This is a genomic window from Nonomuraea longispora (genome assembly GCF_004348345.1).
In the GTDB taxonomy this organism is placed as follows: Bacteria; Actinomycetota; Actinomycetes; order Streptosporangiales; family Streptosporangiaceae; genus Nonomuraea; species Nonomuraea longispora.
In genome coordinates this window covers 1-14,676 of the sequence record NZ_SMJZ01000219.1, presented here as the reverse complement: position 1 = coordinate 14,676, position 14,676 = coordinate 1, and the positions used below count along the sequence as shown (strand labels likewise).

General features: G+C 73.9%; 2 protein-coding genes. Both read left to right on the top strand.

From position 1 onward, the window contains the following. Window positions 1-11 precede the first annotated feature (11 nt). Window positions 12-8,378: an SDR family NAD(P)-dependent oxidoreductase gene (locus E1267_RS37175; protein ID WP_342774939.1), complete on the top strand. Its 8,367-nt coding sequence runs from the start codon at window positions 12-14 to the stop codon at window positions 8,376-8,378. 31 nt (window positions 8,379-8,409) lie between these two features. Continuing rightward, the coding region (locus E1267_RS46900) for a type I polyketide synthase (RefSeq protein ID WP_132339890.1) at window positions 8,410-14,676 on the top strand (6,267 nt) is incomplete at its 3' end.

Genomic DNA, 14,676 nt, shown 5'->3' with positions numbered 1-14,676 from the left:
CTGCTTCGACGGTGGTGTCGGGTGATGTGGACGCCATCGATGAGCTGCTGGCGCACTGCGAAGGGCAGGGGGTGCGGGCCAAGCGGATCGAGGTGGATTATGCCTCGCATTCGGCGCATGTGGAGTCCATTCAGGATGAGCTGGCCGGGTTGCTGGCTGCGGTCGCTCCGCGTGAGGCGCGGGTGGCCTGGTATTCGACGGTGCGGCAGGAGTGGTTGTCCGGGGCCGAGGCCGATGGCGCGTACTGGTATGAGAACCTGCGGCGGACCGTGTGGCTGGAGCCGTCGGTGGGTGCGCTGGCCGGGCAGGGCTTCGGGGTGTTCGTCGAGGTCAGCGCGCACCCGGTGCTGACGATGGCGGTGCAGGAGAGCGCCGAGCGCGCGGGTGGTGAGGTGACGGCGTGCGGCACGTTGCGTCGTGACGACGGCGGCCTGCGCCGGTTGTGGGCGAGCGCGGCGGAGCTGTGGGTACGCGGGGTCGAGATCGACTGGCCGCAGACCTACGCCGGCTCCCACCCACAGGTCATCGACCTGCCCACCTACGCCTTCCAACACCAGCGCTACTGGCTGCAGGGATCGGCGGGCGCGGGCGACGCGGCCAGCCTGGGGCTTGAGGCCACCGGCCACCCGCTGCTGGGCGCCTTCACCGGCCTGGCCGCGGGTGGAGAGGTCGTGCTCACCGGCCGCGTGTCCGTCGCCACCCACCCGTGGCTGGCCGACCACAAGGTCAACGAGCAGGTGTTCCTGCCCGGCGCGGCACTCGTCGAGCTGGCCATCAGGGCAGGCGACGAAGCGGGCTGCGGCCTGGTCGAGGAGCTGACCCTGCAGGCGCCGCTCATCGTGCCCGAGCACGGCGCCGTCCAGCTCCAGCTGGCCGTGGGCGCACCGGACGAGGACGGACGCCGGCAGCTCGGCATCTACTCCCGGATCCAGGACGCCACCGACTGGGTCCAGCACGCCGCGGGCGTGCTGTCCGCGGCGGACGCGGCGGTCCCCGAGCCGGTCGGCACCTGGCCACCGGAGCAGGCGCAGGCCGTGGACCTGGACGAGCACTACGACGACCTCGCCGGCATGGGCCTCGACTACGGCACGACGTTCCGCGGGCTGCGGGCGGCCTGGCGGCGGGGCGACGACGTCTTCGCCGAGGTCGCGCTGCCGGACGACACCGACACCGACGGGTACGGCCTGCACCCGGCGCTGTTCGACGCCGCCCTGCACGCCATCTCCCTCGGCGCTTTCCTGGCCGATCCCGAGCCCGGCAGGCCGTACCTGCCGTTCGCCTGGAGCGACGTGGCGCTGCACGCGTCGGGAGCGACCAAAGTGCGGGTGCGGGTTTCGCCGGCCGGACAGGGATCGGTGTCCGTGACGCTGATGGACACCGAAGGGCTGGCCGTGGCCACGATCGGCGCCCTGGCCGCCCGGCCGGTGCCGGTGGGCCCGAAGGACGGAGCCACTACCAGGAGGCACCGCGACAAGCTGTTCCAGCTCGACTGGGTGACGCTGCCCACAAGCGGCGCGGCCGAGGCAGGCTACGAGAGAGTCGCCGACCTGGCGGCGCTGGCCGGGGCCGCGACGGTTCCCGAGCGGGTGTTGATCGAGGCGCCCGCCGGCACCCGCAGGGCGGTCCACGACGTGCTGGCGGCGCTGCAGGAGTGGCTGGCGGACGACCGGTTCGCGGCCTCGCGGCTGGTCGTGGTCACCCGCGGCGCCGTGCCGGCCGGGGACGCGCTCGTACAGGATGTGCACCAGGCGGCCGTGTGGGGGCTCGTCAGGGCAGCCCAGGCGGAGCAGCCCGGCAGGTTCGTGCTGCTCGACCTGGACGACGACGGCAGTGACGACGCGATCGGCAGGGCTCTGGCGTCGGACGAGCCGCAGCTGGCCGTGCGCGACGGCCAGGTGTGGGTGCCGAGGCTGAGCCGGACCGTACCTGGCGGTGAAGGGCGGCCCGCGTTCGGTGCGGGCGGCACCGTGCTGATCACCGGCGGCACCGGCGGGCTGGGCGCGCTGGTCGCCCGCCACCTGGTGACCGAGCACGAGGTCAGGCGGCTGCTCCTGCTCAGCCGGCGCGGGCCGGACGCGCCAGGCGCGTCCGAGCTGGTGGCGGAGCTGTCGGAGCTGGGCGCCGAGGTCGAGGTGGCGGCCTGCGACGTGGCCGACCGCGAGGCGCTCTACGGGGCGATCACCTCGGTCGCCGACTCGCTGGTGGGCGTGGTGCACACGGCGGGCGTGCTGGACGACGGCGTGGTCACGTCGTTGTCGGGCGAGCGGCTGGACCGTGTGCTGGAGCCGAAGGCCGAGGCCGCCTGGCACCTGCACGAGCTCACCCGCGGCCTGGACCTGTCGGCGTTCGTGCTCTTCTCGTCCATGGCGGGCGTGCTCGGAGGCGCCGGCCAGGGCAACTACGCGGCGGCCAACGCCTTCCTCGACGGGCTCGCACAGTTGCGGGCCGCCGAAGGGCTGGCGGCGACGTCGCTGGCGTGGGGATTGTGGGAGCAGGGCGGCATGTCGGGCGAACTGTCCGAGGCCGACGTGCGCAGGCTGGCCCGGATGGGCGTGGCGCCGCTGTCGGCGGCCGACGGGCTCGACCTGTTCGACGCCGCGCTCCGCCACGACCGCGCCGTGCTGGTCCCCGCCCACCTCGACGTCAAGACCTTGGGGGCCCAGGCCGACGCCGTTCCCCCGCTCCTGCGCGGCCTGGTCACCGGGTCCGGCAGGCGCGTGGTGACCGCCGCGTCGGAGGCCGCGGCCACGCTCAAGCAGCAGTTGGCGGGCCTGCCGCCGGCCGGGCGGCAGACCGCGCTGCGGGATCTCGTCGCCTCCCAGGTCGCCGTGGTGGCCGGCCTCGCCGACCCGTCGGCGATCGACGACGGCATGCCGTTCCAGGAGCTGGGATTCGACTCGCTGATGGCGGTCGAGTTCCGCAACCGGCTCAACGCGGCCACGGGCATGCGGCTCCCCGCGACCCTGATCTTCGACTACCCGACCCCGGAAGCGCTCGTCCGCCACCTGTACGCAGAGCTCCTCGGCACGCAGGAGAGCGCCGTCCAGGCGCGGGCCACGGCCGCCGACGACGAGCCCATCGCGATCGTCGGCATGGCCTGCCGTTTCCCCGGCGGCGTCGAATCTCCCGAGGAACTGTGGCGGCTGCTCGAACAGGGCGGCGACGCGATCTCCGAGTTCCCCGCCGACCGCGGCTGGGACCTGGAGACGTTGTACGACCCCGAGCCCGGCAACCGCGGCACCTCCTACTCCAGGCACGGCGGCTTCCTGCACGACGCGGGCGCGTTCGACCCCGGCTTCTTCGGGATCAGCCCGCGCGAGGCGCTCGCCATGGACCCGCAGCAGCGGCTGCTGCTGGAGACGTCGTGGGAGGCCGTCGAGCGGGCCGGGATCGATCCGACCGCGCTGCGCGGCAGCAGGACCGGCGTGTTCGCCGGCGTGATGTACCACGACTACGCCAGCCAGCTCTCCTCCGTGCCCGACCAGCTCGAAGGGCTGATCGGCACCGGCAACTCCGGCAGCGTCGCCTCCGGCCGCGTGTCGTACGTCTTCGGGCTCGAAGGCCCGGCGATGACCGTGGACACGGCGTGCTCGTCGTCGCTGGTGGCGCTGCACCTGGCTGTTCAGGCGCTGCGCTCGGGCGACTGCGATCTCGCCCTGGCGGGCGGTGTGACGGTGATGGCGACGCCGTGGACGTTCATCGAGTTCTCCCGGCAGCGCAACCTGTCCGTCGACGGCAGGTGCCGGGCGTTCGCCGAGTCGGAAGGCGGCGTCGGGCTGTCGGAAGGCTCGGGCGTGCTGCTGGTGGAGCGGCTGTCGGACGCTCGCCGCAACGGCCACCAGGTGCTTGCCGTGGTGCGCGGCTCCGCGGTCAACCAGGACGGCGCCAGCAACGGCCTGACCGCCCCGAACGGTCCGTCGCAGCAGCGGGTGATCCGGCAGGCGCTGGCCAACGCCGGGTTGTCGGCGGCCGACGTGGACGCGGTCGAGGCGCACGGCACCGGAACCACCCTGGGCGACCCGATCGAGGCGCAGGCCATCCTCGCCACGTACGGGCAGGACCGGCCCGAGGACCGGCCGGTGTGGCTCGGCTCGATCAAGTCGAACATCGGCCACGCGCAGGCCGCCGCGGGCGTCGCGGGCGTCATGAAGATGGTCATGGCGCTGCGCAACGGCACCCTGCCGCGGACCCTGCACGCGGACCGGCCGTCCACCCACGTGGACTGGTCGGCCGGAGCGGTCCGGCTGCTGAGCGAGGCCCGGCCGTGGGAGCGCGACGGGACGCTCCGCCGCGCCGCCGTCTCCTCGTTCGGCATCAGCGGCACCAACGCGCACGTCGTGCTGGAGGAGCCGCCGGCCGAGCCGGAGCCCGCGCCCGGGTCGGCGGCCGAGCTGCCCGTGGTGCCGTGGGTGTTGTCGGGCAGGAGCGAGCAGGCGCTGGCGGCGCAGGCGGCGCGACTGCGCGCCTGGACGCAGTCGCGCGGGGACGAACTGGACGTGGCCGACGTCGGCTGGTCCCTGGCGACCGGCCGGGCGGTGCTGGAGCACCGCGCGGTTGTCGCGGGCGCGGACCGCGCCGAGTTGCTGGAGGCGCTGGCGGCGGTGGCCGACGGCAGGCACGGCGAGCCGGCGGTCGAGACCGGGCTGGCCCGGTCGAGGGCCAAGGCGGCGATGTTGTTCGCCGGGCAGGGCAGTCAGCGGGTCGGCATGGGACAGCAGCTCGCGGGCGCGTTCCCCGTCTTCGCGCGGGCGCTGGACGACATCTGCCGGGTGCTCGACCCGCTGCTGCCGCGTCCGCTCCGCGAGACCATGGCGCGAGGCCCAGCCGAGGTGCTGGACGAGACCGGCATGACCCAGCCGGCGCTGTTCGCCTTCGAGGTGGCCCTCTACCGGCTGCTGGAATCGCTGGGCGTCGCGCCCGCGGTGCTCGCCGGGCACTCGGTCGGGGAGATCGCGGCCGCGCACGTGGCCGGGGTGTTCTCGCTGGAGGACGCGTGCACGCTGGTCGCCGCGCGCGCCCGGCTCATGCAGGCGCTGCCCGCCGGCGGCGCGATGCTGGCGGTGGCCGCGCCTGAGGCGGAGGTGCTGCCGCTGCTCGACGGGTACGAGGGCCGCGCCGGGATCGCGGCGGTCAATGGTCCGGCCGCGGTGGTGGTGTCGGGTGACGAGGCGGCGATCGCGGAGATCGGGAGCCGGGCGCAGGCGCGGACCCGGCGGTTGCGGGTCTCGCACGCGTTCCATTCGCCGTTGATGGAGCCGATGCTGGCGGAGTTCGCCGAGGTGATCGGCGGTCTCACCTACCACGAGCCCACGATCCCGATCGTCTCGAACGTGACGGGCCGCCTGGCCGAGCCGGGCCGGCTGACCGACCCCGCCTACTGGGTCGAGCACGTACGCGGAGCCGTACGGTTCGCCGACGGCGTCGCCGCCGCCCGTACGGCGGGAGCCACCGTCTTCGTCGAACTCGGCCCCGACACCACGCTGACCGGCCTCGCCCAGCAGACCCTCACGGGTGACGAGATCTTCGTCAGCACGAGGGCCAAGGACCGGCACGAGGCGCGCACGTTCGTCCAGGCGCTGGGCCGGATGCACGCGCACGGCGTCGCCGTCGACTGGGCGGCGTACTTCGCGGCGGCGCGCCCGTCCCGCGTGGACCTGCCCACCTACGCCTTCCAGCACGAGCACTTCTGGCTCCTGCCCGGACCGGGCACCGGCGACGTCACCACCGCGGGCCTGGGAGCCGTCGAGCACCCGCTGCTCAGCGCGGCGACCGAGGTGGCCGGCGGCGAGACGGTGGTCTTCAGCGGGCGGTTGTCGGCCGCCACGCACCCCTGGCTGGCCGACCACGTGGTCGGCGGCAGCGTGATCGTGCCGGGCACGGCGCTGGTGGAGCTGGCCATCCGGGCCGGGGACGAGAGCGGCTGCCCGCACCTTCATGAGCTCACCCTGCAGGCCCCGCTGGTGGTGCCGGAGGACGGCGGCGTGCAACTGCAGCTGGTGTCCACGGCCACCGAGGAGCCGGGCCGCCGGGCGCTGGCGATCCACTCGCGGGCGCAGGACGCCACCGACTGGACCCTGCACGGCCAGGCCACGCTCACGGCGAGCGTGCCCGAGCCCGACGTGGACCTGGCACAGTGGCCGCCCGCGGGTGCCCAGCCGGTCGCCGTCCAGGACCTCTACGACGACATGGTGGCGATCGGGCTCGACTACGGGCCGACGTTCCAGGGGCTGACCGGCGCCTGGGAACGGAACGGCGAGGTGTTCGCCGAGATCGCCCTGCCCGAGGAGGCACACGCGGACGCGGGCCGGTTCGGGTTGCACCCCGCGCTGCTGGACGCCGCACTGCACGCCACCGCGCTGGGCGGCCTGCTGCCCCGGCCGGAGCCCGGGCGGCCCTACCTGCCCTTCGCGTGGTCGGGCGTGTCCCTGCACGCGGCGGGCGCGACGAGTCTGCGGGTCAAGCTCGCCAACGCCGGCGGGTCCGCGATCACGCTGGCCATCGCCGACGAACTCGGCGCACCGGTCGCCGTCGTCGACACCCTCTCCCTGCGCCCTCTGGCCGCCGCGCAGCTCGGCGGCACGAACCGAGGCGCGCTCCACGAGATCGAGTGGACCCCGGTCACCGGCGAGCCCGCGCAGGAGGCGGTCCGGTGGGCGCTGCTCGGAGCCGACGACCTCGGCACCGGCGCGGCGACCTACCCGGACGCGGCCACGCTCGGCTCGCTGCACGACCCGGCCGACCTGCCCGAGGCCGTACTGGTCCGCTGCCCCGCCGGGGACCACCACGCCGCGACCCACGAGACCCTCGAACTGCTGCAGAGCTGGCCGGCCGAGGAACACCTCGAATCCGCGCGGCTGGTCATCCTCACGCGCGGCGCCGTCGCCACCGCCCCCGGCGAGCGGCCCGACCTGGCCCAGGCGGCGGTGAGCGGGCTCGTCAGGGCCGCGCAGGCCGAGCAGCCCGGCCGGTTCGTGCTGCTGGACGTGGACACCGACCGGCCGGATCCGGCCGTCGTCGGCCGGGCGCTGGCCACCGGGGAAGCGCAGCTGGCCATCAGAGGCGGCGAACTGCTGACGCCACGGCTCGGCAAGGCCGCGGACCCGGCGGACCCGCGTCCGGTGTTCGGGCCTGAGGGCACGGTGCTGGTCACCGGTGGCACGGGCGGGCTGGGCGCGCTGGTGGCGCGTCACCTGGTCAGCGAGCACGAGGTTCGGAAGCTGCTGCTGGTGAGCCGGCGCGGGCTCGATGCTCCGGGCGCGGCCGAGTTGGTGGGGGAGTTGTCGGAGCTGGGCGCCGAGGTGGACGTGGCGGCCTGTGACGTGGCCGACCGCGACGCCCTCGCCACGTTGCTTGAGGGCGTGGACGGGCTGGCGGGAGTGGTGCACACGGCCGGCGTCCTCGACGACGGCGTGATCACGTCGCTGTCGGCCGAGCGGCTCGACCGCGTGCTGCGCCCGAAGGCCGACGCCGCCTGGCACCTGCACGAGCTCACCCGCGACAGGAACCTGACCGCCTTCGTGCTCTTCTCGTCCATGGCGGGCGTGCTCGGAGGCGCCGGCCAGGGCAACTACGCGGCGGCCAACGCCTTCCTCGACGGGCTCGCGCAACTGCGGGCCGCCGAAGGGCTGGCGGCGACGTCGCTGGCGTGGGGGCTGTGGGAGCAGGGCGGCATGTCGGGCGAACTGTCCGAGGCCGACCTGCGCAGGCTGGCGCGGATGGGGCTGGCGCCGCTGTCGGCGGCCGACGGACTCGGCCTGTTCGACGCCGCCGTACCGTCAGGAAAGGCGCTGCTCATCCCCGCCCGCTTCGTGCAGGCCCGCACCAGCGCCAGGACCTCCGTACGGCGGGCCGGCAGCGGCGACGGGCTCGCCGACCGGCTGGCCACGCTCGACCCGGACGAGCGCCGCTCGGCCCTGGCCGACATCGTGCGCGGCCAGGCGGCCACCGTGCTCGGCTTCTCCGACGCGTCGGCGATCGACCCGCAGCGCCCGTTCCAGGACCTCGGGTTCGACTCGCTGACCGCGGTCGAGTTCCGCAACCAGCTCGGCAGGGCCACGGGGCTGCGGCTCCCGGCCACCGCCGTCTTCGACTACCCCACGCCGGTCACCCTGACCGAGCACCTCATGGGGTACTTCGCCGAGACGAAGGACGAGGAGGCCGGCATCCTGCGGTTCTTCGCGGAGCTGGACCAGATCGAAGAATCACTCACCACACTCGCCGAGGACAGTACGGTGCGCAGCCGGCTCACCACGCGCCTCAAGGAGCTCCTGTCCGGCCTCAACGGCCTCGGCGGGACATCGGACGTCGTCGACCAGATCGAGTCGGCCTCCGACGACGAGATGTTCGCCTTCATCGACAACGAGCTTGAGATCTCTTGATATTCGCAGCGGCTGAGAAGGGCTACGTTCGATGGCAAACGAAGACAAGCTCCGGGGCTACCTGAAGCGGGTCACGGCCGACCTGCACCAGACCAGGCAGCAACTGCGCGAGATCGAGGGCAGGGAGCACGAGCCGATCGCGATCGTCGGCATGAGCTGCCGCTACCCCGGCGGGGTCACCTCGCCGGACGAGCTGTGGCAGCTCGTCGACGGCGGCGGAGATGCGATCTCCGAGTTCCCCACCGACCGCGGCTGGAGCGAGAACCTCTACCACCCCGACCCGGACAACCCCGGGACGACCACGGCGCGCAAGGGCGGCTTCGTCTACGATGCCGCCGACTTCGACGCCGGCTTCTTCGCCATCTCCCCGCGCGAGGCGTTCGGAACCGACCCGCAGCAGCGGATGTTCCTGGAGTCGTGCTGGGAGGCGTTCGAACGCGCCGGCATCGATCCGGCCTCGGTACGCGGCAGCCGCACCGGCGTCTACGCCGGCGTCATGTACCACGACTACTTCAGGGCCGAGGCGCTGGGCAGCGTCATCTCCGGGCGCGTGTCGTACGCGCTCGGACTGGAGGGCCCCGCGGTCTCCATCGACACGGCCTGCTCGTCGTCGCTGGTGGCCCTGCACCTCGCCGTGCAGGCACTGCGGCGCGGCGAGTGCTCGCTGGCGCTGGCCGGCGGCGTCACCGTCATGGCCACCCCCAACACGTTCATCGAGTTCTCGCAGCAGCGCGGCCTGTCCGCCGACGGCCGGTGCAAGTCGTTCGCCGACGCCGCCGACGGCACCGGCTGGAGCGAGGGCGTCGGCGTGCTGCTGGTCGAGCGGCTGTCGGACGCCCAGCGCAACGGCCACCGCGTGCTCGCCGTGATCCGGGGCAGCGCCGTCAACCAGGACGGCGCCTCCAACGGGCTGTCCGCGCCCAACGGGCCCTCCCAGGTCCGGGTGATCCGGCAGGCGCTGGCCGACGCGGGACTGTCGGCCTCCCAGGTCGACGCCGTCGAGGCGCACGGCACCGGTACCACCCTGGGCGACCCGATCGAGGCGCAGGCGCTGCTCACCGCGTACGGGCAGGACCGTGACGGGGGTCGGCCGCTCTGGCTGGGCTCCCTCAAGTCGAACATCGGCCACGCGCAGGCGGCCGCCGGCGTCGGCGGCGTCATCAAGATGGTGATGGCGCTGCGCAACGGCACGCTGCCGCGCACGCTGCACGTGGACGAGCCGTCCACGCATGTGGACTGGTCGGCCGGCGCAGTCGAACTGCTCACCGAGCCCCGGCCGTGGGAACCCGGCGAGGCGCCCCGCCGCGCCGCCGTCTCCGCGTTCGGCTTCAGCGGCACCAACGCCCACCTGATCGTCGAGGAGGCGCCGGCCGAGGACGAGGCCGAGGCCGAGGCCGCCGGGCTTGACCTGCCGCTGGTGCCGTGGGCGGTCTCCGCCCGCGACCGGCAGGCGCTCGCCGCGCAGGCCGAGAAGCTGGCCGGCTGGCTGGACGAGCGGCCGGACCTGCGTCCCGCCGACGTGGGCTGGTCGCTCGCGACCGGCCGGGCCGCGCTGGACCAGCGCGCCGTCATCGTGGGGGAGAGCGGGGACGAGCTCATGGCGGGGCTTCGGGCCCTCGCCGGCGGCGCCGCCGCGCCCGGGACCGTCACCGGCGCGGGAACGGGCGGCAAGGTCGCCTTCCTGTTCGCCGGCCAGGGCAGCCAGCGGGTCGGCATGGGCGCCGCGCTGGCCGAGGTGTTCCCGGTGTTCGCCGACGCGCTGGAGGACGTCTGCAAGGTCCTCGACCCCCTGCTGCCGCATCCCATCAGGGACGTCATGTTCACCGACCCCGACGGCGTGCTGGACGAGACGGGCATGACCCAGCCCGCGCTGTTCGCCTTCGAGGTGGCGCTCTACCGGCTGCTCACCTCGCTCGGCGTCGAGGCGGACGTGCTCGCCGGGCACTCGGTCGGCGAGATCGCCGCCGCCCACGTGGCGGGCGTGCTCTCGCTCCCCGACGCATGCACGCTGGTCGCCGCGCGCGCCCGGCTCATGCAGGCCCTGCCCGAGGGCGGCGCCATGCTCGCCGTCGCCGCCTCCGAGGAGGAGGTGCTGCCGCTGCTGGAGGGCCGCGACGGCCGGACCGGCATCGCCGCCGTCAACGCGCCGGACGCGGTCGTCGTCTCCGGCTCGGCGGCCGACGTCGACGAGATCGCCGAGGTGCTCGCCGGGCGGCAGGTGCGCACCCGGCGGCTGCGCGTCTCCCACGCCTTCCACTCGCCGCTGGTCGAGCCGATGCTGGAGGAGTTCGGGCAGGTCGCCGCGTCGCTGACGTACCACGAGCCCGCCATCCCCGTCATTTCCGACGTCACCGGCAGGAAGGCCGAGGCCGGGCAGCTGACCGACCCCCGCTACTGGGTCGGCCACGTACGCCAGGCGGTCCGCTTCGCCGACGCCGTCACCGCCGCCAGGGCCGGCGGCGCCACGGTCTTCGTGGAACTCGGCCCCGACGGGACCCTGACCAGCCTGGCCAGGCAGACGCTCGACGGCGACGACGCCGCGGGCTTCGTCACCGCCGCGCGCAAGGACCGCGACGAGGCCCGCGCCTTCGCCGAGGCGCTCGGCCACCTGCACTGCCGGGGCGTCACCATCGACTGGGACGCCTACTTCGCCGACGCCTGCCCCCGGCGCGTCGACCTGCCCACGTACGCCTTCCAGCGCAAACGCTTCTGGTACATGCCGGGCACCGGTGCGGCGGAGCAGCCGGCCGCGGACTCCGTCGACCCCGAGTTCTGGGCGGCGGTGGAGCGGGAGGACGTGGGCGCGCTCGCGGCCACGCTCGGCATCGAGGACGGCTCCCCGCTGGCCGCGATCCTGCCGGCGTTGTCGTCCTGGCGGCGGCGCAGGCGCGACCAGGACGTGCTGGACTCCTGGCGATACCGCGTCACCTGGGCGCCGCTGACCGTCCCCGGCGGGACGGCGTCCACACTGTCCGGCACGTGGCGCGTCGTCGTCCCCACCGACAGAGCCGCGGACGACGCGGTGGCCTGCGTCCTCGACGCGCTCGAACGGCACGGGGCCCGCTGTGAGCCGGTCCACGCCTCCGGCAGGCAGGAGCTCGCCGCGCTGCTGCGCGACGGCGACGACCCGCTGGCCGGCGTGCTCTCCCTCTACGGCGACCTGGCCGGCACGCTCGCGCTGATGCAGGCCATGGACGACGCCGGAGTGGACGCGCCGCTCTGGATCGCCACCGACGGCGGCGAGAGCGTCAGCCGGGTCGACCTGCTGCGCGACCCCGAGCAGGCCGCCGTCGCCGGGCTCGCCCGGGTCTTCGGCCTGGAGCATCCGGGTCGCTGGGGCGGCCACGTCGACCTGCCCGAGACGCTCGACCAGCGCGTGGCGGGCCGCCTCGCGGCCGTGCTCGCCGGCATCGGCGACGAGGACCAGGTGGCCGTACGCGCTTCGGGCGTCTTCGCCCGCAGGCTCACCAGAGCGCCAAGAACGGGCACCGGCCCCGCCGAGGGCTGGCGGCCGCACGGCACCGCGCTCATCACCGGCGGCACCGGTGGCCTCGGCGCGCACGTCGCGCGCTGGCTCGCCGGCGGCGGCGCCGAGCACCTGGTGCTCACCAGCAGGCGCGGCGCCGACGCCCCCGGAGCCGCCGAGCTGGTGTCCGAGCTGGAAGGGCTCGGCGCGCGGGTGACCGTGGCCAAGTGCGACGTGGCCGACGGCGCCGCGCTCGCCGCGCTCGTCCGCGAGGTCGAGGACGTCGGCGACACCATCCGCTCCGTCTTCCACACGGCGGGCGTGCCGCACATCCAGGCGATCACCGCGCTCGGCGAGGATGAGCTGGCCCAGGCCACCCAGGCCAAGATCGTCGGAGCGGCCAACCTGGACCGCGTCCTCACCGGCCCGCTCGACGCCTTCGTGCTCTTCTCCTCCGGCGCCGGCGTCTGGGGCGGCGCGCACAACGGAGCCTACGCCGCCGCCAACGCCTACCTCGACGCGCTCGCCGCCCACCGCCGTGGCCGCGGCCTCGCCGGCACGGCCATTGCCTGGGGCTTCTGGGACGCCGCGGGCGGCGGCATGACCGCCCTCCTCGACGAGGAGGACGCCCGCAGGACCGGCGTCAAGTTCATGGACTCCGCGATGGCCGTGGACGGGCTGCGGCAGGCGCTCGACGACGGCGAGAGCAACCTCGTCATCGCCGACGTCGACTGGGCCCGCTTCTGCCCCGTGTTCACCGCCTCACGGCCGCGCCCGCTGCTCGACGGCGTGCCCGAGGCGCTCGCGGCCCGCGAGAACGAGACGGAGGCCACCGCCGAGTCCTCGGAACTGCGCGCCCGGCTCCTGCCGATGAGCGAGGAGGACCGCGAACGCCTGCTGGTCGAGCAGGTACGCGAACAGGTGGCCGCCGTGCTCGGCTACGCCCCCGCCGAGGTCGAGGTGGACCGGGCGTTCAAGGACCTCGGCTTCGACTCGGTCACGGCCGTCGAACTGCGCGGCCGGCTCAACGCCGCGCTCGGCGTCCGGCTCCCCGCGACTGTGATCTTCGACTACCCGAACGTCAAGGTGCTCGCCGGCCTCGTACGCGACGAGCTGCTCGGCACGCAGGCCGGGATCGTGCCCGCGAGCGTCGGCGGCGGCCCCGTCGCCGACGACCCGATCGTGATCGTCGGGATGGCCTGCCGGATGCCCGGCGGCGTGCGCAACGCCGACGATCTGTGGCGGCTGGTCTTCGAGGGCAGGGACGCCATTTCGCCGCTCCCGGACAACCGTGGGTGGGACGTCGACGGAATCTACGACCCCGACCCGGACGCCCCGCTCGCCTCGTACACGAACGAGGGCGGCTTCGTGTACGACGCGGGCGAGTTCGACCCGGCGTTCTTCGGCATCTCGCCGCGCGAGGCCCTCGCCATGGACCCGCAGCAGCGGCTCCTGCTCGAAGCCTCGTGGGAGGCCATCGAGCACGGCAGGATCGCGCCCGCCTCGTTGCGCGGCACCCGTACCGGCGTGTTCGTGGGCGCGGCCTACGAGGAGTACGGCCGCAACTCCGACCAGATCCCGCTCGAATCGGTGGGACACCTCGTCACCGGCACGCTCAGCAGCATCGTGTCCGGCCGGGTCGCCTACACGCTCGGCCTCGAAGGGCCGGCCGTGACGGTCGACACCGCCTGCTCGTCATCGCTGGTGGCCCTCCACCTGGCCGTGCAGGCGCTGCGCAACGGCGACTGCGACCTCGCGCTGGCCGGCGGCGTGACCGTGATGTGCAGCCCCGTCGGGTTCATCGGGTTCAGCCTGCAGGGCGCGCTCGCCAGGAACGGCCGGTGCAAGTCCTTCGCCGGCGCGGCCGACGGCTTCGGGCTGTCGGAAGGCGTCGGGATGCTGCTGGTGGAGCGGTTGTCGGATGCGGAGCGTAATGGGCATCGGGTGTTGGCGGTGGTGCGTGGTAGTGCGGTGAATCAGGATGGTGCGAGTAATGGGTTGACGGCTCCGAATGGTCCGTCGCAGCAGCGGGTGATTCGTCAGGCGTTGGCGAATGCGGGGGTGTCGGCTGCTGAGGTGGATGTGGTCGAGGCTCATGGTACGGGTACGTCGTTGGGTGATCCGATTGAGGCTCAGGCGGTGCTGGCGACGTATGGGCAGGGTCGTGAGCGGCCGTTGTGGTTGGGGTCGGTGAAGTCGAACATCGGTCATACGCAGGCGGCTGCGGGTGTGGCGGGTGTGATCAAGATGGTGATGGCGCTGCGTCATGGGGTGTTGCCGCGGACGTTGCATGTGGATGAGCCGTCGCCGCACGTGGACTGGTCGGCCGGCGCGGTGGAACTGCTCACCGAGCCGCAGCCGTGGCAGCAGAACGGGCACGCCCGCCGGGCCGCCGTCTCCTCCTTCGGGATCAGCGGCACCAACGCCCACGTGATCATCGAGCAGGGACCCGCCACGGAGCCGGAGGCCGAGCCGGTGGATGAGCCTTCGGTGGTGCCGTGGGTGGTGTCGGGTCGTAGTGCGGAGGCGTTGCGGGCTCAGGCGGGCCGGTTGGCCGAGGCGGTGGCGGGTGCGCGGCCGGTGGATGTGGCGCATTCGCTGGTGGTGTCGCGGTCGGTGTTCGATCACCGCGCCGTGGTGATCGGTGGCGATCGCGACGAGTTGGTGGCGGGGCTGCGTGAGCTGGCCGGAGGCGCTGCCTCGGCCGTGGTGCAGGGGGTGGCCGGTTCGGCCGGTAAGACGGTGTTCGTCTTTCCTGGTCAGGGGTCGCAGTGGCTTGGTATGGGGGTGGAGCTGCTGGAGGGTTCGCCGGTGTTCGCGGCGCGGATGGCT